The organism is Serratia microhaemolytica (assembly GCF_004011885.1).
GTDB classification, from domain to species: Bacteria; Pseudomonadota; Gammaproteobacteria; order Enterobacterales; family Enterobacteriaceae; genus Serratia_G; species Serratia_G microhaemolytica.
The window spans coordinates 24,246-48,693 of sequence record NZ_SBEF01000021.1; the positions used below are offsets into that span (position 1 = coordinate 24,246).

The 24,448-nt window shown below is 51.8% G+C and carries 18 protein-coding genes; 6 read left to right on the forward strand and 12 right to left on the reverse strand.

The window, feature by feature from the left end; translation table 11 throughout:
- Nucleotides 1-24: 24 nt before the first annotated feature.
- The 3 genes from purC to dapA form a co-directional block, all read right to left on the reverse strand.
- Nucleotides 25-738 carry a phosphoribosylaminoimidazolesuccinocarboxamide synthase gene (gene purC, locus EOJ37_RS08620; RefSeq protein WP_127959525.1) on the reverse strand — a complete coding sequence of 238 codons (714 nt, stop codon included), beginning with the start codon at nucleotides 736-738 and terminating at the stop codon, nucleotides 25-27.
- Nucleotides 739-934: 196 nt separating this feature from the next.
- Nucleotides 935-1,978 (reverse strand): outer membrane protein assembly factor BamC, encoded by a 1,044-nt coding sequence (gene bamC / locus EOJ37_RS08625; protein ID WP_127959526.1) that lies wholly within the window; start codon nucleotides 1,976-1,978, stop codon nucleotides 935-937.
- 16 nt (nucleotides 1,979-1,994) lie between these two features.
- On the reverse strand, nucleotides 1,995-2,876 hold the full coding sequence (gene dapA / locus EOJ37_RS08630) for a 4-hydroxy-tetrahydrodipicolinate synthase (RefSeq protein ID WP_127959527.1): 882 nt from the start codon (nucleotides 2,874-2,876) through the stop codon (nucleotides 1,995-1,997).
- Between the two features lie 142 nt (nucleotides 2,877-3,018).
- Here dapA and EOJ37_RS08635 point away from each other — a divergent pair, with 142 nt between their 5' ends.
- Nucleotides 3,019-3,591, forward strand: a complete 573-nt coding sequence (locus tag EOJ37_RS08635; RefSeq protein WP_127959528.1) for a glycine cleavage system transcriptional repressor — start codon at nucleotides 3,019-3,021, stop codon at nucleotides 3,589-3,591.
- 2 nt (nucleotides 3,592-3,593) lie between these two features.
- Nucleotides 3,594-4,061 carry a thioredoxin-dependent thiol peroxidase gene (bcp, locus tag EOJ37_RS08640; protein WP_127959529.1) on the forward strand — a complete coding sequence of 156 codons (468 nt, stop codon included), beginning with the start codon at nucleotides 3,594-3,596 and terminating at the stop codon, nucleotides 4,059-4,061.
- A gap of 170 nt (nucleotides 4,062-4,231) precedes the next feature.
- Here bcp and EOJ37_RS08645 read toward each other — a convergent pair whose 3' ends face one another.
- Nucleotides 4,232-5,293: an AI-2E family transporter gene (locus EOJ37_RS08645; protein ID WP_127959530.1), complete on the reverse strand. Its 1,062-nt coding sequence runs from the start codon at nucleotides 5,291-5,293 to the stop codon at nucleotides 4,232-4,234.
- A gap of 462 nt (nucleotides 5,294-5,755) precedes the next feature.
- On the opposite strand from EOJ37_RS08645, the gene bepA reads away from it, so the two are divergent.
- The gene (gene bepA / locus EOJ37_RS08650; protein ID WP_127959547.1) at nucleotides 5,756-7,225 is read left to right on the forward strand and encodes a beta-barrel assembly-enhancing protease; all 1,470 of its coding nucleotides are present in this window, start codon (nucleotides 5,756-5,758) and stop codon (nucleotides 7,223-7,225) included.
- A 19-nt stretch (nucleotides 7,226-7,244) separates the two neighbouring features.
- Nucleotides 7,245-7,598 carry an arsenate reductase (glutaredoxin) gene (arsC, locus tag EOJ37_RS08655; RefSeq protein WP_127959531.1) on the forward strand — a complete coding sequence of 118 codons (354 nt, stop codon included), beginning with the start codon at nucleotides 7,245-7,247 and terminating at the stop codon, nucleotides 7,596-7,598.
- Between the two features lie 74 nt (nucleotides 7,599-7,672).
- Here arsC and dinG read toward each other — a convergent pair whose 3' ends face one another.
- From dinG to lgt, 3 genes are read right to left on the reverse strand one after another with little or no spacing between them, the layout of a single operon-like run.
- Nucleotides 7,673-9,868, reverse strand: coding sequence for an ATP-dependent DNA helicase DinG (dinG, locus tag EOJ37_RS08660; RefSeq protein WP_127959532.1), 2,196 nt, complete (start codon nucleotides 9,866-9,868; stop codon nucleotides 7,673-7,675).
- Nucleotides 9,869-9,907: 39 nt separating this feature from the next.
- Nucleotides 9,908-10,702, reverse strand: a complete 795-nt coding sequence (gene thyA / locus EOJ37_RS08665) for a thymidylate synthase (protein WP_127959533.1) — start codon at nucleotides 10,700-10,702, stop codon at nucleotides 9,908-9,910.
- 18 nt (nucleotides 10,703-10,720) lie between these two features.
- Nucleotides 10,721-11,584 carry a prolipoprotein diacylglyceryl transferase gene (lgt, locus tag EOJ37_RS08670; RefSeq protein ID WP_127959534.1) on the reverse strand — a complete coding sequence of 288 codons (864 nt, stop codon included), beginning with the start codon at nucleotides 11,582-11,584 and terminating at the stop codon, nucleotides 10,721-10,723.
- 260 nt (nucleotides 11,585-11,844) lie between these two features.
- Between lgt and EOJ37_RS08675 the strand changes: the two genes are divergently transcribed.
- Together EOJ37_RS08675 and EOJ37_RS08680 are read left to right on the forward strand one after the other, a co-directional pair.
- Nucleotides 11,845-13,086 (forward strand): PAAR domain-containing protein, encoded by a 1,242-nt coding sequence (locus EOJ37_RS08675; RefSeq protein ID WP_127959535.1) that lies wholly within the window; start codon nucleotides 11,845-11,847, stop codon nucleotides 13,084-13,086.
- Complete coding sequence (locus EOJ37_RS08680) at nucleotides 13,064-13,456, forward strand: hypothetical protein (protein WP_127959536.1); 393 nt, start codon at nucleotides 13,064-13,066, stop codon at nucleotides 13,454-13,456. Before EOJ37_RS08675 ends, EOJ37_RS08680 begins: the two co-directional genes overlap by 23 nt.
- A 334-nt stretch (nucleotides 13,457-13,790) precedes the next feature.
- Here the strand turns inward: EOJ37_RS08680 and metA are convergent, their stop codons facing one another.
- The 5 genes from metA to EOJ37_RS08705 form a co-directional block, all read right to left on the reverse strand.
- On the reverse strand, nucleotides 13,791-14,720 hold the full coding sequence (gene metA / locus EOJ37_RS08685; protein WP_127959537.1) for a homoserine O-acetyltransferase MetA: 930 nt from the start codon (nucleotides 14,718-14,720) through the stop codon (nucleotides 13,791-13,793).
- 295 nt (nucleotides 14,721-15,015) lie between these two features.
- Entirely contained in the window at nucleotides 15,016-16,212 is a 1,197-nt protein-coding gene (locus EOJ37_RS08690) for an SDR family oxidoreductase (RefSeq protein WP_127959538.1), read from the reverse strand.
- 20 nt (nucleotides 16,213-16,232) lie between these two features.
- Nucleotides 16,233-17,000: an SDR family NAD(P)-dependent oxidoreductase gene (locus EOJ37_RS08695; protein WP_127959539.1), complete on the reverse strand. Its 768-nt coding sequence runs from the start codon at nucleotides 16,998-17,000 to the stop codon at nucleotides 16,233-16,235.
- Nucleotides 16,997-20,008: a PfaD family polyunsaturated fatty acid/polyketide biosynthesis protein gene (locus EOJ37_RS08700; RefSeq protein WP_127959540.1), complete on the reverse strand. Its 3,012-nt coding sequence runs from the start codon at nucleotides 20,006-20,008 to the stop codon at nucleotides 16,997-16,999. Before EOJ37_RS08700 ends, EOJ37_RS08695 begins: the two co-directional genes overlap by 4 nt.
- Nucleotides 20,005-24,405, reverse strand: coding sequence for a hotdog fold thioesterase (locus tag EOJ37_RS08705; protein ID WP_127959541.1), 4,401 nt, complete (start codon nucleotides 24,403-24,405; stop codon nucleotides 20,005-20,007). Before EOJ37_RS08705 ends, EOJ37_RS08700 begins: the two co-directional genes overlap by 4 nt.
- Nucleotides 24,406-24,448: the final 43 nt, after the last annotated feature.

Sequence of the window (24,448 nt, forward strand, 5' to 3'; positions counted from 1 at the left end):
TGGGCTGCGAGCAAGATAGCCCACTCAGTCGAGTTTGACACCAATCCGACGAGCCACTGCTTCATAGGCCTCAATCAACCCACCCAGGCTCTGGCGGAAACGATCTTTGTCCATCTTCTCTAGCGTATTTTTATCCCAAAGGCGGCTACCATCCGGTGAAAACTCATCACCCAACACCACCTCACCTTTGAATAGGCCAAATTCCAGTTTGAAATCAACCAGAATCAAACCAGCCTGATCAAACAGTTTGCTCAGCACGTCATTGGCCTGATAAGTCAGCTCGCGCATACGCGCCAAGTGTGCTTTGCTCACCCAACCGAAAGTCTCACAATAGGACTCATTCACCATCGGATCATGCATTGCGTCATTTTTTAAAAACAGATCAAACAGGGGAGGGTTGAGTAACGTACCTTCAGGGATACCGAGACGTTTTACCAATGAGCCAGCAGCACGGTTACGGATCACACACTCAACCGGCACCATCTCCAGTTTTTTCACCAAAACCTCAGTGTCTGACAGCAACCGCTCCATTTGAGTCGGAATACCGGCTTGTGCCAGTTTCTCCATAATGAAGTGGTTGAATTTATTATTCAGCATCCCCTTGCGTTCAAACTGTTCAATGCGCTGCCCATCCAGAGCTGAAGTATCGTTACGGAATTCCAGCACCAACAGATCTGGGTTTTCGGTAGTGTAAACAGTTTTTGCTTTTCCACGATACAACTCAGCCAGTTTTTGCATTTTAGATACTCCAATTGAAGTTTTATACTGTTCGGCTCGTCACAGATGTGCGTCCGTATCAATAAGCACGCGCGTACCAGCAATATCAGCGCACGCTTGCCAACATACTTTGCGCACATATTCTGCCAAAGCCACCACGCAAACGATACCGTTTTGGCAAAACAAAAAGGGGCGTTAGCCCCTTTTTATTTCTCTGTCACTCTAGAGTGCCGCTGTCAAACGCGGCTTGCAGCGCCGCCAGCAAGGCATCATTTTGTGATAATGTTAGGGTTTTTCCTTTTTCATCAAAGAATTGAACGCTAGTCCGGTTATTCAAATCACCCAATTGCAACTTATAGTTGCCGCTCTCCAACTGCGGATCCGCGACACCTAATGCACGCCATTCACTCTCCGTCAGCGGGTTATAGGTCAGATTTAAGCTGGCGTCAGAACGACTACGGTTACGCACCTGCATACCCAGTTTTTCCAGTGCGGCTGGCAAACGTTCCCATACCACGCTGTAGGGAGCGCGCACAATCAACAGCGGTAAACCGGTGTCATCAGCACCACTCTGCAAGCTTAAACGTTCCGCACTGCGACTTTCAGCGCTTGCTCCCAGACTATTCTGATTCTCTAATCCCTCAAGAATGCTATTCATCATCATACTGGTGTAACGCTGCACTTCAGCAGCCGCGATCACACTCTGCCCCTGCTGACGCAGTTCCAGGCTTCTCACCATCAGCACCTGCTGATAGCCCTGCTGCTGCACGCTGATTTGATAACGGCCTTCATGTGGATGATCCTCATCCAGGCGATCCCATTGCACCCAATCAGTGGTTAACGTCTGATTACCATTATCACGCGCAGCAACCGGCACATCCTTCAGTGTCAACAGATGGGTGATGCGTGACCATAAATTCTGGTTCTGTGCCGTATTTTCAAACAGCAGCGTCGCACTACCATTAGCATATTGCGCACGAGAACCACTGAGCAGCGCCAGTGGCTGTAGTGGTGGTCGAATATCGAGCTGCTTACCGACCGCACCCGTTGCGGTCATTGGCGGCACATTGTAGCCACTATTCGCTGCAGGTAAGGTTATCCCCGCTGGCGCCACCAATGGTTTCAATGGCGGCGCATTCAGATAATCCTCATTACCGATGACCTGGCGTTTATATTGCTGATCAGAAGAACAAGCCGCTAGCATCGCCAGCGCTAAACCAACGGCTGTTGTTAACACCGTTTTTTGCAATGAACAAGTCATCAAATCTCCCTAACAGTTACAGCAAGCCCACGCTTTTCAACGCACGCTCGACGACAGGGCGAGCGGTATCGCTCAACGGTGTCATGGGTAGACGCACGGTGTCATCGGTTATTAACCCTAACACCTTGCAGGCCCACTTCACCGGAATTGGGTTTGCCTCAATGAATAGATCTTGATGCAGAGGCATCAAGCGTTGATTTAAACGGCGAGCTTCAGCGAAATTACCCGCTGCTGCCAAGCGACAAAGTTCGGCCATTTCAGCGGCAGCCACATTGGCTGTGACCGAAATCACTCCTTTACCCCCCAGTTGCATAAAGTCCGCGCAACTGGCGTCATCACCACTCAGTAATACAAAATCTTTATTATCCAGCAATACTTGGATTTGGCTGACACGGCTCAAGTTCCCCGTCGCCTCTTTCACAGCAACAATATTTTTGATATTGGCTAACCGTGCAATGGTTTCAGGCAGCATGTCACACCCGGTACGTGATGGCACGTTGTAGAGGATCTGCGGTAATTCGCTGCTTTCGGCAATCGCCTTAAAATGTTGATAGAGTCCTTCCTGAGTAGGTTTATTGTAGTAAGGTGTCACAGTAAGGCAACCTGCCACCCCGGTATTACTGAAACGCTGGGTCAGCGAAATCGCCTCACTGGTTGCATTCGCTCCAGTCCCGGCGACCACAGGAATACGGCCGTCAGCCAGCTCTACGGTCTGTAATACCACATCAATATGCTCATCATGAGCGAGTGTGGCAGACTCACCGGTAGTACCGACGGAGACAATCGCCGCAGTACCACTGGCCACATGATAATCAATCAGTTTTTTTAGGCTAGCACGATCAACCGCACCTTTGCTGTCCATCGGCGTAACCAGTGCAACAAGACTTCCCGTAAACATTCGCAATCCCCTCCACAAACAAGTCACTCATGGTACTTTTGACACCCATCTAAAAGCAAGCAAACAACGTGTTATCAGCGCTTGGCAGGCCGTTTTTTTTATGTTTACCTTGGTAACCCCATTTTGCACGATAGGAAGTCGCATGTTATCTAACCCAGATCAGCACTATCTTGTGATCACTGCCCTTGGTGCTGCTCGTCCAGGCATTGTTAATACCATCACACGTCATGTCAGCCACTGTGGATGCAATATCGAGGATAGTCGTCTGGCTATGCTAGGTGAGGAATTTACCTTTATCATGCTGCTCTCTGGCAGTTGGAATGCCATCACTACGATTGAGTCCACGCTGCCGCAAAAAGGCGCTGAACTAGAGTTATTGATTGTGATGAAACGCACGAATTCACAACAAAGACCTGCTGTTCCGGTTTCTGTTTGGGTACAGGTTAGTGTAAAAGACTCACCGCACATTGTTGAGCGCTTTACTGGCCTGTTTGATTCATGTCAAATGAGCATTGCAGAGTTGGTGTCACGCACTCAACCCGCAGCAGACGAGCAGCCCTCTCAGCTCTATATTCAGATCACGGCACATAGTTATGGCAATCATGATGTGTCAAATATTGAACAGACTTTTTATCGCCTCTGTACAGAATTAAATGCGCAAGGCAGTATTAACGTTGTGAACTATCCGCAGCACGATGAGAAAGAGGGAGAGTAGCGATGGCTCCATTAAAAACCGGTGATATTGCACCGAAATTCAGTTTGCCCGACCAAGATGGCGAAGAGATCAGTCTTACTGATTTCCAAGGACAGCGCGTACTGGTTTACTTTTACCCCAAAGCCATGACACCGGGTTGTACTGTGCAAGCCTGTGGATTGCGTGACAACATGGCTGAGCTGAAAAAAGCGGGCGTTGAAGTACTCGGTATCAGCACCGACAAACCAGAAAAACTGTCACGCTTTGCCGAAAAAGAGTTACTAAACTTTACCTTGCTTTCTGATGAAGACCATCAGGTTGCACAGCAGTTTGGCGTCTGGGGAGAAAAGACATTTATGGGCAAAACCTACGATGGCATCCATCGCATCAGTTTCCTGATCGATGTCAATGGCACCATCGAAAAAGTGTTTGATGATTTTAAAACCAGCAATCACCACGAAATTGTACTGAATTATCTGCACGCCAAATAATTCAGCTTCAACATCAGCGCCAAGTCTGACAACTGACAGGCTTGGCGCTGGCGGATGGTACTGAACGACTTCGTACTGGACTGATTCGTTCTGAACTGATTAGCACCTAACCACTGCCCACCCGACAGTTGCCCGATGGACAGCGATAGCTATCAACGTTGTCGATACGTTTACTCCGCCGGCTGCGCCGTATCAGGCCAGGCGTGGATCACAGCTTTCACCAAGGTCGCCAGTGGGATCGCAAAAAAGACGCCCCAAAATCCCCACAGCCCACCGAAGATCACCACAGCCAGAATGATCACTAACGGATGTAGATTAACCGCCTCCGAAAACAGCAACGGCACCAGCAAATTACCGTCCAGCGCTTGGATCACCAGATAGGCGATCACCAGCGTCCAAAAATCAGCCCCCACTCCCCACTGAAACAGTGCCACTGCCACCACCGGGATGGTCACCAGCACCGCACCGATATAAGGCACCAGCACCGAGAACCCGACCAGCACCGCCAACAACAGCGAATAGCGCATCCCAAGGAAAGTGAACAGCAAATAGCTCACACCACCGACAATCACCATCTCCAATGCTTTGCCGCGAATGTAGTTGGTGATCTGCTGGTTCATCTCCACCCACACTTTCCCCGCCAAACCTCGGTTACGTGGCAATACCTGCCTGACTGCATCGATCATCTGCTCTTTATCTTTGAGCAGAAAAAACACCATCAACGGCACCAAGATCGCGTAGATACCTAACGTTAACAGCCCCACCAGTGAAGCAAGCGAAAACTTCACCACTGACTCACCCACACTGGCCAACCGACTACGCAGATTATCGATCACCATATCGATAATGCCGGCATCAACCAAAGCAGGATAGCGTTCTGGTAGCGTCACCGCATAGTTGTAGAACTGGTTAAGCATATTGGGTAGATCGGCAACCAAGTTAATACCTTGCCGCCAGGCAGTCGGTGCAACAAACAGCACCAGCAACAGCGCAACACCACCAAACAGCAACAGCACAATAGTCGCAGCCCAAGTGCGTGAACCGACCAAGCGTTGCAGACGTGCTGTCGGCCATTCAAGCAGATAAGCCAACACCACTGCCACCAGCAGCGGTGCCAGAATCGCATGCATAAAATAGAGGATACCAAATCCAGCCAGCAGGATAAGCAACAAGGCGATGGCTTGCGGGTCAGTGAAACGGCGCCGATACCACTGTAACAGTACTTCCAACATCAGAGCTTGCTCCTTACAACATCAATCAAAGTAAGGTCTGTGTTCCTTTATACAGCCCACCCAATATAACCAGATATAAAACCGTTGCTGCCGCTACACGACAGCAACCTGACACAATTTTACACTGTGGAAACGTTTCATTGTCGAATCTGGCTCACTATGATGTAACAGTGCTGCTATGCACAGTCTGGTATCATTTGACCACATCATACTTGTAGGTGCTCATCTTAGCGCCTACTGATTGTACTGAAGAGTATCACAATGCAGAAGAACTCTTATTGTATGTTGAGGTCTTAGCTGTTATCGACTCACCGCTCGGGCAGATAACACGACCTCTCTGCGTCTAATCATTCCAGGAACAATGCTGAGTGAACTCATCAGCATTGGCCCAATTGCCGCCCAGCAACCCGACTCACTTCTTGGCGGACAGTTAACAATTTACTTTTGGGGAGCTATTTGATGATAAGCACCAAATTATCTAAAACCAGATTAGCCCTGGTTCTGGCCTGTTCACTGTATGCCTATCCTGCCTGCACAGTACAGGCTGCCTCATCCAACGCACTACCCGATATCGGCACTGCAGCCGGCACCACGCTCAGTATTGCTCAAGAGATCACCATGGGTGATTTTTATGTCCGACAGCTAAGAGCTGGCGCCCCGCTGATCGATGATCCGCTATTAACACAATATATTAATAAACTGGGTAGCCGATTAGTCTCCAATGCCGATTCAGTACACACCCCGTTCCAGTTTTTTCTGGTACGCAACGACGCAATCAACGCATTCGCCTTCTTTGGCGGTAACGTAGTGTTACACTCTGCTCTGTTTCGCGAAAGCGACAATGAAGATCAGCTCGCTTCGGTACTCGCCCATGAGATCTCGCACGTAACTCAGCGCCATTTAGCACGTGCGATGGAAGATCAGCAACGCAACGCACCATTGACCTGGGTCGGTACACTGGGTTCAGTACTACTGGCGATGGTAAACCCAACACTTGGCATGGCAGCGCTGACCGGCACACTGGCTGGCGCGCAACAGGGGATCATCAGTTTTACCCAAGCCAACGAACAAGAGGCTGATCGTATTGGTATGCAAATCCTGCAACGTGCCGGTTTTGATCCGAAGGGAATGCCTGACTTCCTACAAAAACTGGCTGACCAATCGCGCTACAGCTCAAAACCACCAGAGATGCTGCTCACCCACCCGCTGCCGATGAGTCGCCTCGCTGATACGCGCAACCGCGCCAACCAGATGCCGGTCTCACCGACGCAACCCAGCCAAGACTACCTGCTCGCCAAAGTGCGTGCGATCGGGCTATACAGTGCCGCCAGTCCGAGCCTACAGCGAACCTTGCTGGAGAGTTACAGCCAGGGCAACACCAAACAGCAGTTGGCCGCGCAATATGGGCGCGCATTGATGCTGTACAACCAACAAAAATATGACCAAGCACGCGCCATCATTACTCCATTGCTGGCCAAAGACAGCAAAAATGTCTGGCTGCTTGATCTCATCACCGATATTGACCTGGCACAGAACAAAACCGCTCAGGCAGTCAACCGTCTAGAGGCAGCAAATGCGGCACAAAGCAACAACCCTGTGCTGATCCTTAACCTGGCAAATGCCTACCTGGCCGCCAACCAGCCGGCTGCAACATCACGCCTGCTAAATCGCTACACCTTTGCCAACCCACGTGATCCGAACGGCTGGGAACTGCTGGCAAAAGCCAGCGCAGTGCAAGGGCTACGTGACGAAGAGTTGGCTGCCCGTGCCGAAAGTTTGGCACTGGTTGGACGACTCGATCAAGCGATTGAGTTACTGAGCAATGCCAGCGCATTACAAAAACTGGGCAGTTTGCAACAGGCACGCTACGATGCCCGCATCGACCAACTACGCCAACTGCAAAAGACTTTCAGTAAATTCCAGCAAACCTGATAACCAAGGAGCGATCAGCATGAAGCCTGTCACTATCTATCACAATCCGCGCTGTTCAAAGAGCCGTGAAACACTGGCACTGCTCGAACAGCAGCAGATTGAACCGAATGTGATCCTGTATCTGGAGACACCGCCCTCAGTGGCAGAATTGCAAGCGCTGCTCAAGGCACTCAATTTTCAGTCAGCCCGCGAGTTAATGCGTCAGAAAGAGTCGTTATACAGCGAGCTAAAACTGGCAGATAACAGCCTGACCGAACAGCAACTGTTGAGCGCACTGGCCGCCCACCCAAAGCTGATCGAACGCCCAATTGTAGTGAAAGAGGGGCGAGCCCGTCTTGGTCGTCCCCCTGAACAGGTGTTGGAGATCCTCTAAACCTCGTCACAAACTGCGCGCTGCTCGGCGCGCAAGTTCGCCTCATCACACGCAATACCAAACATCCCATCAACTTAACGCACTCGACGTGTCGATCGCGACTGGCGCTTTGGCTGTTTCTCTGCCGCCTTCGCGGCAGACTTTAACGCCGCCAAATGGGCTTTATCTGCCGCAGGCACCGCGCGCTGCTCAATCGGAAATACCGGCAACGCTGCCAACAACCGGGCACCGTAGCTCTTGGTCAAGAGCCGCCGATCGTAAATCACAATCTCACCCACACACTGGTGGCTGCGGATCAAACGCCCGACCTGCTGGATCAGACTGAAACTGGCACTCGGCAAACTCTGCACTTCAAATGGGTAACGGTTACGCGACTTCAGCCACTCACCTTCGGTAATGATCACCGGATTATCGACCGGCGGAAAGCTGATCTTGTGAATATGCACCTGAGTCAACAGCTCGCCCTTAAGATCCAGCCCCTCAGCAAACGACTGTAAACCGACCAACACACTGGCACTACCGCCAGCAACTCGCTTGCGGTGCTCTTCCACGAGCCGGTAACGCGGCTGATCACCCTGCACCAACAGCATTAGACGCAGATCGCTGACATAACTGAGAAACGTTTGCATCGCACGCTGACTACTAAACAAGATCAACATCCCTTTATGCTGACCGCTGGCCTGCTCAGCACGGAAAAAGCGCGCCATCTCTTCCAAATGCTGCGCCTCATTGGCTAATGCCGGCTCAAAACGCATCTCAGGGATGATAATTTTCCCCTGGCTAATATGATTAAATGGCGACTCCAGCACCTGAAAGCGATCACCAGCATCCTGATCCAACCCGGTCAGCTCACTCAACCGCGCAAAGCTATTCAGTGAACGCAACGTCGCAGAAGTGATCACCACATGCGGCACTTTACGCCACAGCAACTTCTCCAACTGCTCACTAACCCGAATACCGACACAGTGCAGATAAAGATGGTGATTATCATCATGGCGCTCACGCGTGATCCATTTTGAGATCGGCGCACCAGAACACTGCTCCATCGCAGCTAGACGAAACAGTTTGCACATCGCCTGCAGATAGCCCTGTGCACGGCTCATCTGCAAAATAGCACGCTGCAAACGCAACATATCGTGCTTACCGGTCAGTTCACTCAGCGTATCAAGCAGAAACTCAACCAACCCCAACAAGCCATCACTCAGCTTATACAACCGGGCACAACTCTCCAGCAGCGCTGGTGGTAGCTCCCCCAGCGCAAAACGGTATTCCGCCTCGCTATGATCGGCCGGTAAATAACTGCTGAGCTGTTGCTCAAACTGCTGTAACAACTGCTGCAACTCTTCACAATGATTTTTCAACCGTTCACTGTTCGCCAAACGCGGTGGATTTTTCGGCTGAAACTGCGTCATGCACTGCTCAATCTGGCGCACCACCAGATCGAGTTGTAACTGCACCCAGACGGCAGTAATTTCACCGTCAATCTCCAGCGCATCACGTGCCACTTCCGGCAAATGGTGGCCCTCATCCAACACCAGCAGCAATTGCTTGGCACTCGGCAACACCGATTCACTCTCCAGCGCCGCCATCACCAACGCGTGGTTAGTCACCACCACATCAGCGCTTTCAATCTCCTTACGCGCACTATAAAACGGACAGTCACGGAAATAATAACAGTTACGCCCCAGGCAGTTAGCCTTATCGGTACTCAACTTCAGCCACAACGTATCAGTGATCGACTGCGGGTAGTGATCGCGCAGGCCATCCCATGCCTGGCTGCTAAATGCCTGCAACAACTGTTGACACAACGCGCGCTCATCGGCGCTGGCATCGGCCTGCGGTTCATCGCTGTAGAACATCAACTGCCCCTGCCCGGGGAAATCGCTATCGAGTGCAGCCAAATTGCGCAGGCAGAGATAACGCCGACGCCCAAACGCACCGGTAAACTTGAGATCTGGGATAATCTTTTGCAACAGCGGCAGATCTTTACTGTAAATCTGATCTTGCAGCGCCACATTGGCCGTGCTCACCACCAATGGCTTGCCTTGATCACGGCCAACCGCAATCCCCGGCAACAGGTAAGAGAGCGTCTTACCCACCCCAGTCGGAGCCTCAATCGCCAGATGGCGCGGGTAATCACCAGCCAATGTTTTCGCCACTTCAGCAATCATCTGCCGCTGCGGCGCTCGCGCAACGAAACCGGGTATCTGCTGCGCTAACGCCTTATACCACTGGCCAATCTGCTGTTTCACTGCACCTGAAAGTGCCATGCTACGGTTATCTCAACAAGGTCAAATGGTTATTGAGCCTCAAACCGCAACCGGCGCTTTGATCGCGGGATGTGGGTCGTAGCCGACAATCTCAAAGTCGTCAAAGCAGTAATCAAATAGTGACGCAGGCCGACGTTTGATCACCAACTGTGGCAGTGGGCGCGGTTCGCGGCTGAGTTGCCGCTGAGCCTGCTCAAGATGGTTCAGGTAAAGATGGGTATCGCCGCCAGTCCAAACAAAATCACCGACTTGCAGATCACACTGCTGTGCCATCATGTGCAGCAGCAGAGCATAACTGGCGATATTGAACGGCAGGCCGAGAAAAATATCACACGAGCGCTGATAAAGCTGACAAGAGAGCTTGCCCTGAGCAACATAAAACTGGAAGAAGGCATGGCAAGGTGCCAACGCCATTTGATCCAGCTCACCGACATTCCAAGCGGAAACAATCATCCGACGCGAGTCAGGATCCTGCTTTATCTGTTGCAGTACCGTGCTGAGCTGATCAACCTGGCGACCATCAGCAGTTGCCCAGGCTCGCCACTGCTTACCATAAACCGGGCCCAAATCGCCATTTTGGTCTGCCCACTCGTCCCAGATAGTCACTTGGTGGTCACGCAGATAAGCGATATTGGTCTCACCGCGCAAAAACCACAGCAACTCGTGAATGATCGAACGCAGATGACACTTTTTGGTGGTCACCAGCGGAAAACCCTGCTGTAAATCGAACCGCATCTGGTGGCCAAAAATCGACAATGTTCCAGTGCCAGTGCGGTCTGCTTTAGCGGTGCCCTCATTGAGCACCTTATTCATCAGTTCTAGATACTGCTGCATGTTTCTCAACCATCGCGGTTACTGTTTACGGCCACGGTAGGCCCACACCATCATCACAACACCGGCAATCACCATCGGCACCGACAGGATCTGCCCCATACTGATCGCTCCCTCAAACAGACCAAGCTGCGCATCTGGCTGACGGAATAGCTCAACAATGATCCGGAACAGCCCATAGCCGATCAGAAACAGTGCCGACACTGCACCCAGTGGGCGCGGCTTAGCAATAAACAGATTCAGAATGATAAACAACACCACTCCCTCAAGCAGCAGTTCATACAACTGTGATGGGTGGCGCGGCAGTACGCCATACTGGTTTAACAACGGCAGCCAGCGCTGCGGATCAGCCGTAGCCAGCGCAATATCGGCAGCACGCGAAGAGGGAAAGAGCATCGCCCAAGGGGTCTCTGTGGTGACACGCCCCCACAACTCACCGTTGATAAAATTGCCCAAACGCCCAGCACCCAGACCAAACGGCACCAGTGGTGCGATAAAATCAGCAATCTGTAAAAACGTGCGTTTAGTGCGTCGTGCAAACCAAAACATCACTAAAATCACACCCAGCAGGCCGCCGTGGAACGACATGCCACCATCCCAGACTTTGAACAGATAGAGGGGGTTTTCCAGAAACTGTGCCCAACCGTAAAACAGCACATAGCCGACTCGTCCGCCGACAAACACCCCCAAGAAACCGAAGTAGAGCAGATTCTCCACTTCGTCTTTGCGCCAGCCACTGCCCGGCTTGTTAGCGCGACGTACCGCTAGCCACATAGCAAACACAAAACCGACCAGATACATCAAGCCATACCAGTGCAGCGAGAGAGGGCCGAGCGAGAAAATGACCGGATCAATATTAGGAAATGCCAAATAGTTACTGTTCATCGATTACCCGTACACTGAATGATTTTCCCGCAGATCGGGAGCTAACAGTAGCGCATGATAGCATATCCTCACGCTCTGCAAGCTAGTTCAGCTTGCTGCTTTTTTTACTCCGGCTGGGGTTAGCCAGCCAGTGCCACAACTTTCTCCTTTTTTATCTTGACTGATGCAAGCAAGCTCTTTATGTTTGATTTTGAATAAAAATAACTTATTAATTAAACGAATAAGCGTTACCACTAATCAGCAAAGGAGATGAATGCATTGTGACTCGATCAATAAATTACCAAGGGAAATCGGTTATTTGTAAAGGTGATATCACCACCACAGGAGGTTACGTATTAGAGGGTACCCCGGATGGCAGTTATATTTGCGATGGTTTGCCGATCGCTCTGAAAGGACACAACGTTTCTTGCCCCGCCTGCGATAGCATCGGGGTGATTGCTGAAGGGGTAGCTGGGTTAGATTTTAATAATATTCCAGTGGCATTAGAGGGACATATGGTTGCTTGTCGGTGCCCGCCAGGTAGCCACCGCCTGATAGCTAAGAGTACGCCCGGAGCCACCACCTCGGCAGCTACTGGATATCAATGCAGCCTGTCATCCACTGCTCATCCTATCCCTGTACAAACTTCAGCCACTGCGGCCTATCAACACAGTATGTCACCGGCTCAGCACGCACCAGCAGCAGATACTGCATCACTGCAAGCGCGATTAGCCCAACAATCTACAGCCATGACCTCTGCCCCAGTACAAAAGGTCTGCCGTTATTGCCTCAGAGACATTGAGCTAGGCAACGCCTGTACTGCCAGCTTCCACTCCGTCATCAGGGAATCTATCGATGCAGGCCATAATATCAACGGCGTATTTCAGGCACTCTGTACATTCTATGTTGAGCATTTTGATATTTGGCAAAATAAACATGTCAGCAAAATGTTTTCTGACTTACATGATGTGGTGGGTAAGAATTTTGATTCATTATCGAGCACGGATAAGAAAAGGTTTTTTATTTTAATAGACCGACAAGTAAAAACGAATTTTTATGGTTTAATGTATAACCATGATAAACGAGATCCCAGTTATGGCGAGCATGAATATAATTATGATAAAGTGCAACATCTGATTGCTGGATTGTGGTTGGGTTCTAAATACAGCTACAGTACAGGATTAATGACAGCTTGGGCGGTGGAAAAGATAGACACTTATAAAGTTGTTTGGGGTGAGTTGACTGGGACCAGAAAGCGACACCACATTGGTTTTGACTGGTACGACTATGCTTTTACTGTCGCAGGGGCTGCCTTGGGTCATTTACTTTCAAGCGTTGAAGCGCAGCGTTGTCTAAAAGATCTTACTCTGTTTGCCAGTGGTGCAGCAAAGTTTGACTCATTTTATACTCCACCAAAGTTGAATTACCTAGGCATAGGAAAAATAGATCCTGTGTTTCCTGTAACGGGTGGTAATTCAGAACAGATAGAGAGATCACTCGATGTTATCTTCAAGACTTTCTAAGCTACTTATCTTTTTTGCTATTTTATTGGCGATTGTTTCTTTTCTAAGAAGTGATTTTATCGTTCATTATTTAGAGAGATCTGCAATACATGATAAATTTTCAGTTTTAATTAAAGTTTGGAACGATAACGGCTTAACAATAGATACAGTAAAATTTGATGATAGCGAGGCAACAATAGCAGAAAGGGAAAAACAAGCGCAACTACAACGAGCTACCGGAGAACGAAAACGTTGGTATTTAAAAGGACACAGGAAACTGACAGAGACAGAGTTGGATTGTTTAAGTAACCATTTATTTTCCACTGTTATTCTAGAGGGGTATCTCGACATCATTTGCGACTATGATGGTAAGATTATCTATATTTACTAAACCTTACTTTGCCCTACCAAGAGGCAACATCACGACCATTTTTTAACCAAAAACAGCATTTGACCTGATCGCGTGGTTATGTTCTTCCCGTTATCAAAGCAAAAGAACTGTCTCGCTCCTCCCCCTGCAAAGGGGGAGGTTGGGAGGGGGTTATTGCAACATAATCAAATGCTTTAAGCCCCCCCCTACCCCTTCCCTTATCAAGGGAAGGGAACTGTCTAGCTTCACCCGTTGTAACGCAGGACAAACACACGGGTGTAAATTTTTATACTAAATTATCAATGGGTTGACTATATCCAACCAATCATCGGCTAAAAAACGTTCGGAGATACCATCAGTCCAATGTCGGGTTCATCGAGCTGAGATCAAACGGTGTGATCTGGTAGACAAAATAATTCAGCCAGTTAGAAAACAGCAGGTGCCCGTGACTGCGCCAAGAGGCGACCGGCGTCAATTCAGGGTTATCGTCCGGGAAATAGTTCACTGGCACTATTGGGTTCAGACCGGCACTTTTATCACGCTGATACTCGTTTGCCAGGGTGAACTGATCATATTCCGGGTGCCCGGTGACAAACACGAGTCGCTTGTCGTGGCTGGCAAACAGATAAGCCCCACTCACTGCTGATTCTGCCAACATATCCAGGTCAGTGTACTGGCGGATGATCTCACTGGAAAAATCAGCATAGTGTGAATGCGGTGCCAAAAACTGGTGATCAAAACCACGCGTCAGCAGCGCATGAGGTTGCAGGGTCTGATGCAGGTAAACCCCTGACAGTTTGGTTTGACGCGTTCTTTTCGCAATACCATACAGCACGTTAAGTGCTGCCTGCACCGCCCAGCAGACAAACAGTGTTGAGGTAACATGCTGTTTGGCCCATAAGATCACGCGTTCAATCTGTGCCCAGTAGCTGACATCACAAAACTCAACCAACCCGAGCGGTGCGCCTGTCACAATCAGGCCATCAAAATTGTCATGCTGGATATCGTCAAAATCGCAATAAAAGGTATTGAGGTGCTCGGCCGGTGTGTTTTTCGATTCATGCTTATCGATGCGCAGCAGTTGAATGTCAATCTGCAACGGTGAGTTGGAGAGCAGGCGCAAAAACTGGTTTTCGGTCTCGATCTTTTTCGGCATCAAATTAAGAAGTAATACTTTCAATGGCCTGATACCCTGGGTGTTGGCACGTGAGGAGGTCATCACAAACACATTCTCATTGCGCAAAAAATTGACCGCAGGTAGTTCATCAGGGACACGAATTGGCATAACCGACTCCTTGCACATCCATTTAAACGTTTAGACATCTAGATGCCCGAAGATAGCTTGTTTTTCTCCGCTTGTCGAGTGTTACGCCGAATCGATTTAGATGCGATTTCAATCGGTGTGATTGCCGCTGGCCTTGGTCAATGACCGTACACAGAAACCACAGTTTGACTGCAATCACCGGGAGTCTGTGCACGGTCCAGCGGCAAGGAGACAACGAAAACAGCAGCCGTCGCATCGGCTGCTGCTCAGTTGCACGGTAGCATAATAGCAAGATGGGTTTTCACCGCCTGGCAAGTTAACGGCTTGTCGTCAGCGTGACCACCTCCGCCATCGCACCCTGTTGATCCGGTGGCGGCAAGAAGCCGCGCTGCACCAGGTAATCGAAGTAACAGAACATCAATCTGCAATCACTGGGCGCACAGGCGATCCCCGCAGGCAGCAGGCTCTGTTCGGTAAACTCGGTATCCAACAGAAGGCTGCCACCCTGTTCAATATTGGCATAGAACAGGTTTAGCATACCGGTGAACTGGGAGTGGTACGGCTTGCCCTGAAACCACAACCGATTTTCTGCCAACGCGGCTAGGTAATCATCGTTATTCATCCGTTTAATGCGATAACCGTACTGCTGCAAAAAGTCGACGATACCGTCATAGCTGAGCGGAGTTGGGTTGGTCAGATGGAATGTTTGCGATGCAAAACGGTCAATTTCCAAAATGATATGCAGTGAGGCACGCGCAACGTAATCCACTGGGCTAACATCGAAATTTTGCGGTGCGCTGAAAGTGATACCGGTTTCGACCAGCGCCCGGATCACCTCATAGTACAGCCCCTTCAGCCGTGTTTCTGTCAGTGGGTAACAGCCCGTGACGCTATCACCCCAGATATTGCCTGGGCGGGTGATCGCCCAACGCAGGCCACGTTTGCCCGCTTCATGCACCGCTAATTCAGACTCAAATTTGGTACGTGCATAGCTCATATGTTTAAAAGATTGCCCCAGATCCAGGTCGCTCTCTTTCAGTCGATAATCATCGTTAAACAACTGTCGCCCTGCAACGGTAAAGCTGGAGATGTAGAGCAGTGGCACTTTTCCCAATAGACATAACTCAATGATATTGTGCGTACCGCCAACATTGGTATCGAACAGTGCTGGGTAAGAGGCTAACAGGTTAACCCCGGCGGCACTGTGGATCACCCGGTCAACCCCTTGTGCCAGCTCGTAATAATCACTCTCGCTCAACCCCAGTAACGGTGCACTGACATCACCAACCATCGGGATCACTCGCCATAACTGCGACTGACAACGCCGCTGCGGATCATAGACATAAAGCAATTCAATCAGCCTGTTGCGTGCTTCCTGCTGATCATTAGCACGTACCAGGCAGTACACACATGCTTCCGTGGTGAGCAGGATCTCAAGCAGTAGCCTCGCCCCGAGCACCCCCGTTGCCCCGGTCAAAAAGATGTTCTCTACCCGTTGTTCTGTATTAAACATATCTATTCCTTGTCAAACAGTTAAAGGGTACCGACATGCATACCGCCATCGAGCGGGATCACGGCGGTATTGAGGTAATTTGTGTTACAACTCGCCAGAAAACCAACCACTTCAGCCACATCCTCTGCGGTTCCCCAGCGCCCAATCGGCACCAAGGAGCGCGCCAGTTTGTCTTCATCCTGCTTATCTCTGCGCCCACTGGGTAGAAACTGCTTTAACATCTCGGTATTGCAGATACCGGGAGCTATCGCGGTGACACAGATATTCAGCGGCCCCAACTCGCGCCCCCATGATTCGGTAGCCGATATCACCCCCGCTTTGGAAGCCGCATAAGCCGCACTACCTGCCGCGCCACAGATACCGGCGATCGAAGCAATATTGATAATGCGCCCATAATTCAACCGAGCCATGAAACGCGAAAACACCATCGTGCAGTTGAACGTACCGAGCAAATTGACATCCAGCACCCGTTCGGTGCTACTCAACGCGTTGTCAGACAAGCAAAAACCGCGCTCAATAATGCCGGCATTGTTGACCAGTAGCGTGATTGTCTCGCCCAAGCTGCTGCTAATCTGGTGCGCTGCCTGCTGGACCTCACTCTGTTGGGTGACATCCATCACAAACGGGTGCAGTTGCTCTGGGTGACCTAACTGATGAGCTAACTCTGTCAATCCGCTCATATTGATGTCTGTTGCCGCTACTTGATAACCAATCTGCAATAATACCTTACAGATTGCAGCCCCGAATCCACCAGCCGCACCGGTGACCACGGCAATCTGATTGCTCATACACAGCCCTCCTTGTTAAAAGTCGCATCAATAATCTCTCTGACATTGCTCATCACATGGTAAATACGCTGTTCAAACCACTGCACATCGTCCTGTGACATCAGCATATTGGCGTAAATATGTGACTGTGGAGCAAACTGGATGCCATACCGTTTCGCCGTTTCACGGATCAGATTATTGCAACGCTGCACCTGTTGCTGTGCCGCACTATCGCTCTCTGCTGCCGTCAGCACGCTCGATTGTGCATGGTACACCAGCGCGGTCGGCATCCCCTGGATCACCAGCGGCAACTCGACCTCTTGTGCCGCACTGATAAACAAGTGTGCCAGTTGGCGCGTGATATCGGCCATGCGCTGATAGCAGAGCGGATCTTGTTCGATCAGCGAATAGGTCGCTTTGATCGCCGCCAAACCGAGTGGGTAGCCATTAAAAGTACCGGCATGGAGCACCTTGTTGCGGCTGTAGAGTTCCATAATGTCACGTTGCCCAACAATCGCCGACACTGGCACCGCGCCACCGCCCAAGGCTTTACCGAATATGCTGAGATGTGGGGTTACGCCCAGCAGTTGCTGCGCACCCCCGGTGCCAACGCGCACGCCAGTCAACACCTCGTCGAAAATCAGCAAGATATTGTATTGCTCACACAGTGCCTTAGTTTTCTGCAAATAGCCCTGGAGCGGTAAAATACCACCGGCGTTGATGGCAATCGGCTCCATCAGTACCGCAGCAATCTCGCCATGATGACGCTCAATGGTGGCCGTCAGCCGATCGATATCGTTCCACGGCAACAGCAAGGATTGCTCTGCCATCACATTTGGCGCACGTCCCAAGGTATATAACCGATCCTCTGGCACCAGCTCTGGCAGTAAACTGAGGCCATCTGTAGGCAAACGACCACCGGCAATATTGTCGCTACTGCCGTGATAGTGGCCAACAAAACGGATAAAGCGTGTTTTGCCAGTAAAGGCGCGCGCCAGTCGCAGCACATTCTGTATTGCCTCGCTACCACTCAGGCAGAAGCGCACCATCTCAGCACTCGGAATATGTTTGACCAGTAGCTCACTCACCTCTAGCCCCAACTCGCAGCTCTCTACCACAGGCTGTTGATTGAGGCAGTGACGCAGCACAGCCTGATAAGCCTGGTTGTGGTGGCCGACAAACAGTGCGCCTGATTTTGCATTCAGATCAAGATGCTGATTGCCATCCAGATCCCACAAGCGGCTCTGACGTCCATAACGGAACGGCACCACCAAGGTGTGTTCTGGCTGGTTGAAATTTTCATGTACACTGCCTGGCAGCAGATCCCAGCACTTTTTATAGAACGCATGACACGCCTGCAACGAAAGCGGATCAGCCCCTGTCTGTTGCTGTGACAGCGGTGTCGATGCTGTTGGCAGCGACTGATTGCCACCATCAACGGGTGGCTGCAGAGAGTAGCTCAACGCCTGGGCCGGTACGCTTATCTGCATCAACTCCAGCAGTGCGACACGGGTAAGATATGCCGCACCGTGCATTAATAGCTGAGCCAGTTCCGCCACCCGCCGCTGCTCGACATCCGCCAGCGCACTGCCTTGCAGCCACTGATTGAGCGCGCCGAGTGCCGATCCGCACCAGATCTGATAATCCGCCGCACGTTGCGGCTCGCCACGGATCGCCCAACTGGAAGATTGGCCAAGATACCACTGAAACAGCAGTGCCATTTTTTTCTTTGGCTGCTGCTGTGCCTGGGCGATCACTTCCGCTCGGCCTCGACGCTGAAAAAATTGCTCAGTCTCGGACCAAACCTGTGCCAATGGCTGGTGAAAAATCTGCTGCTCCAGTAACGTCACCTCGCTGGCTGGCAGCGCTTCCAGGCTGTCATACTGCTTGTAGAGCGCGTAGAGTTTCTGCGCGCGAACCGGGTAGAAACTGCCCAGTTTCAGCACCTGCACTTTCGCTCCCAACTCAAACATATCTGCTGAAGGCGCTAGGGTGACATCACCGATCTGAGCACGCGCCAGCAGTTTTTTCGCACTGGCCGAAGTGCCTGCTTCTACCGTAGCTTGGTTGATCGAACCGGTGACCACATAGGCCGCACCGAGCGCAAAGGCAGCGCGCACTGCACTCGGGGTGCCGATACCGCCAGCGGCGCCGATGCGCACCCGTTGTGCCAGTTTGCCTTCACTCACCATCTGATCGCGCAACTGCACTACCGAGGCGAAAATACAGCTCAATGTGCCTTGGTCAGTATGGCCGCCAGAGTCGCCTTCAACAGTGATGTCATCTGCCATCGGCACCTGCGCGGCCAACTCTGCCTGTTCGGCACTGATCAATTGCTCTGCCACTAGCTTTTTCAACACAGCTTCCGGTGCGGGATGCAGAAAATGTTGTGCCACCTCTCGCCGTGACACCTTGGCGATAATGCGGTTAGTGCGCGTCACACTGCCATCGGCAGCGCGAGCCAGCCCCGCTGCACGGTAATAGACCAGCGCCGGACTGAGGTTTATATAGGCCGACGCTTCCACCACCGTAACGCGCTGTGCCAGACAGAGCTGAACACAGGCCATCTCCCAGGCCGGGTTACCGGGGTTGTGTAGCAAGTTGATACCAAACGTTTGATCTGGCAGTTGCTGGCGCAGGTGAGTGATCGCTTGCGTAATGCGAGCAATCTCCAGCCCACCAGCACCGAAAATCGCCAAGATATTCTGTTGCGCCAGAGCCGCGACCAGCGCTTCAGAGGCGATGCCATGCGCCATTGCTCCGGCATAGTAGGCCAATTGCACCCGATACTCGCGACAAAAGCTGGCATCCCCCAACGCACTCGCTGGCAATGCCGGCAAAATGCCAATCTGCTGAGCGCTGGCGTCTGGCAACGCGCTGCCTAACTCCGCCAAGTGAACCTCATCACCCAGTTGGATAACTTGTAACGGCTGCTGCAACTGATAGAGCGCGGCTACCCCTTGGGTTAAATAACGTCGAGGCTCTGAATGATTGGCACCCGACTGATTGATCGATAAACACAAACTCATGATCTGCTTTCCTGTGCTAAAAGTGCCGTTTGTGTGGTGGCAGGGTCTATCGCTGCTGCGTGACGGTGCCGGTAACCCGCTGCGAGGTTGTCGGCAACGCCAATGATGCTGCCGCGATAGAGGATTTCGACAATAAAACGTAACTCGATCGATGCAATGGTGCTGCCATCCGGCCAGTAACGGCAAGCGATCGATTTACAGCTCAAGCGATAGCGCAGCAATTCAGGCTGGCACTTCACTTCGCCACGGAATTTTGCTTGGTAACTGTGCTGACAGACGGTGTAACGCTGTAGGTCGGGATGATTCGCTAAGCCGAGATAGTGCACGAAAAATTTCACCATTTGCTCACAGCCTTCCACCAATAGGGTACCTGGCATCACCGGATCATTTTTAAAATGCGCGGCAAAAGCCCAGTGTTTGGGATCAATCTGCTGTTCACCTAGCGCGCTCCCCAATCCCCACTCACCGCCGCGAGGGTCGATCGCGATCACCCGCTGTAACATACGAGCGGCAGGTGAACAGATCGCTGCCAGTGGTTGTTCATCACCGTTTGCCGACATGGCGTATTCAGCACCAAAGCAACCGGCAATATCACCGCGCATGAAGGCATCGAGCTGCTGCTGGCCAAACTGTTGCTGTTGACAACGCCGTAGCGGCGTAAATGGCGTGCCTGGTCGTGCATCACGGAAGTAGCTGCGGGTATCCAGCTCTCGCGCATTGGCTATTTCACGCCGACTAAAGAAGCCAGAGCTGGCCACCAGCTTGAAGACCAAGCGCTCACCGACGTAGCAGAAATACTCATAGCCGATCAGCACAACTGCGCCCGCACGCACAAACGAGGTGATATTCACCCGCCCGCGCAGTACCTCACCCGCACGCGGCATCTCACTGTGGATAACGGTTTCACTATCCACCGCACGATAACAAAGCTGCCCTTTGAACAGATGATCACAACCGATGACCGTAAACGCGACAATCATCGCGTGCGATGATTCCAGCGCAACGAACGGTGGTGTCTCACCATCGACCAAAAACCAAGCATCCGGCTGGATATCGTACTCCCACTCAATCATGCAGGGTTCCAGGCACGCTTTTTGCGCATTCAAGGCGGTGATCCGTGACACAAACAGATAGGGTGGCGAAGGCATCCGGGTGCGGATCGGGTAGTGATCTACCGCCGCATACTCCGCTCCCAGCACTCGGCTTACCTGACCATCGGTCAGCTCAATCAGTTGCTGATAATCAAAATAGGGAGCGGCGGTGACTGTCTGCTCCGGCGTCATTGGCTGTGCCAGCAACGCGGCTATCAGGCGGAAGTAACGCTGTTCAGCCTGCAGGTAGTGCAAGTGTGTGTTGGCCTGATGCAACAGAGAGTGCCGACCAGTGCCGGTTAAGTCGCTCTGTTCGGCAGTGTGCTGTTGCGCTATCGGCGGTTCAAGCGCACTGGCGGCGCTGCCTTGCGCTGATGGCAATAATGGCTGATCCGCATTGCTGTTCCAGTTCGCTAGCTGTTCCGCTTCCCTGCTGGCGCGTAACGCGGCAAAGCGTGCCATGATCTGCGGGTTGAGCATAAAATCGCTCAAGCGTTTTTCCCGTCCGGTATAGACCATTATTGGCTGTGCTTTACTGCGCGTATAGCAGCGCAACCCTGGGCGTGCGCGTTCACCGCTGAGTGGTTCACGCAGTAGCAGGTGGCTACAGGCATGATCCATGCCGATGTAGTTGACTGCGGCGCGGCGTAATGTTCCCTCCTCGGCTGACCAGACTTCAGTTTGCTGCGGTAGCAGAAAACGCCCAGCCGCTTGCTCACCCAGCAACGCTGACTGGTAAAAGTGTGGCAATGGCGGCAAATAGCGTTGTGTAAGCTGAAATGCGCACTTGATCGTGGCCAGTAACCCACCGGCAGTGAGTAGGTGACCATAATTGGCTTTGATGGTACCGATTGTCGGCAGTTGACTGCGTGTGCCGCTGCTGTATACCTGCGCCAGTGCCGACAGCTCACTCTCCAGCTCTGCCGGGCGCGCACCACAGTAGATTTCGATGTAGTCGACCTGCTCAGCACGGCAACCTGCACTTTGCAAGGCATGTTGCGCACTCTGTACCATGCTCTGCTGATCGAGCTGGTGTTGCAGTGAATCCGCTGTTTGATGGGTGATCGACAACCCTTCCAGGGTGGCGTAGATCGGGGTAGCACTCTCCAGCGCGTCTTGTTCACGCTGCAAAATGATCACCGCACCGCCATCACCCGGGGCCTGGTTAACACAGACCGGTTGCTGATCCCACAGTACGCTTTCCAGACTGCCGCCAAAACTGCAACCGGCAATCAACACCGCATCCACTTGTTGCCGCTTCAGTAAAAACTCAGCCAGCTCAATCGCTTTAAATGCTGAGTTCTCTTGGCTATAGAGTGCCAATGCTGGCCCGGTCAAATGCAGATAGGCCGCCAGACGGCTGGCGACGATATTGCCGATACCGCCAGTAATGCCTTCTGCGCTCGGCGGCGGAAAGAGTGCGTCTTTCACCACATCCTGTAGCGCTTGCAGATCATCTGCACTCAGTTCAATGCCGTGACAGCGTAAACTCTGCTCCAGTTGCCAACTGATCTCGTAACGCGCTTGGTAGCGCTGGCAGTTGTAATCGCTACCTGACGCGACGATCACGGCAATGTTACGGTAGTTGCCGTCTAACAGGTAACCAGCATCAAGAAAGGCACGCTCGGCAATCGGTAGCAAGAATAGGTGGGAGAGCAGATGTGCTCCTACCACATTCGGTGGTAAGCGGAAGTAGTGGCAATCAAACTCAAACGCCTCAATCCAGCTACCGATTGGCGGCGTGTCAATACCTCGCTGTGCCAATAGAGTCGGTAACTGTTCAATACCGAGCCAACGGGTAGCGGGTAAGGGAGCATAGTGTTGTCGCCCTCGACGCAGGCTCTGATCAAGGTGACCATTCTGTTCAGTTTCCGCCAGTTGTAGCGCAATACCGACCAACGCCAATGGCTGCATTTGTGGTGCTGCTGCTGGCGATGGCGGCACTGTGCTGCGCCAACTGGCATGCTGTTCGCTCAGTACCAAGTGCGCGTTTACCCCACCAAAACCAAATGCGTTGATGGCGGCCCGTTTCGGCCGTTGGCGTTGCGGCCAAGGACGTGCCTGACGCACAATATCATGCAGCGTGATATCGCCAGTGGCAGTGGCCACCATTTGTTCCACCCCGGGGGTCGGCGGGATGACATTGTGTTGCATCGCCAAAATCACTTTAAACAGGCTAGCCATGCCAGAGGCGGTCAACATATGGCCGTTGATAATTTTATTGGCACCGAGCAGTGGCCGTGTCGCGGCGTTCCGGAAAAATGCTTCCACTGCCGACAACTCGATCTGGTCACCCACCGGTGTGCCGGTTGCATGACATTCGAGGTAGTCGATATCAGGCGGTTCAGTGCCATAGGCGCGCGCCAATGCCAATTGCTGTCCTTGAATGTCCGGCACCAGCAGGTGACGCCTGCCAGCATCGTTTGATAGCCCGATCGCTTCAATCACTGCATAAATTTTATCGTTATCACGCACCGCATCAGCGTAACGCTTGATGGCGATGATCCCTGCCCCTTCACCGGCTTTTAACCCTTGCGAGCGGCGATCAAACGGGATTGACTCACCGTTATCAGGGAAAGCACGCAACACATTAAAACCGTGGTCAAGGTAGATATGGTCGGCATGACACACTGCGCCAGTCAGCATCATGTCGGCTTTACCGTCAATCAGATACTCGCTCGCCATTTTGATCGCATACAGTGCCGAAGCACAGGCAGCATCCAACGCATAGCTTGGCCCCTGTAGCCCCAACGCCAGTGCGGCAACGGTAGCGTTGTGGCTGTTGGTCAGCAGGTTCAGATCAGATAACGATTTTTGCTGCCAGGGAGAGACGAAACAAAAATCGCTGCGCCCCAATAACTGTTGTAGATAAGGCGTCAGCAATTGATGATAAAAAGCACTCATCAACTGTTTGCTGCTGTGTGTTGGCATACCGATATTGCCAATCAGCAGTCCGGTGCGTGCCAACTTCTCCGGTTGATGACGATAGCCGCTGTCCGTGAGTGCCTGTTGCGCCGCATAGAGTGTCCATTTAAACAGGTTATCCAGCGTCTGCAACTGCTGTGCCGGTAGTGCGTAACCTTGGGCGTCAAACTGAAAGCCACGAATGTGGCCGTTACGGTTATAGTTGATTTTGTCGCCGGTGCCCGGCGTCGCATGATAATAGAGTGCCGGATCAACCTCAGTTTCGGCGCGGGAGAGCGCACTGGAGCAATCTCGGCAAGCCAGTAAATTTTGCCAATACTGCTCGATCGAATCCGCTTCCGGAAACAGGCAGCCCAATCCGACAATCGCAATATGTTCCATCGATGACGACTCCGTTATTCAATTTATCTATCCGAGCGCTCAG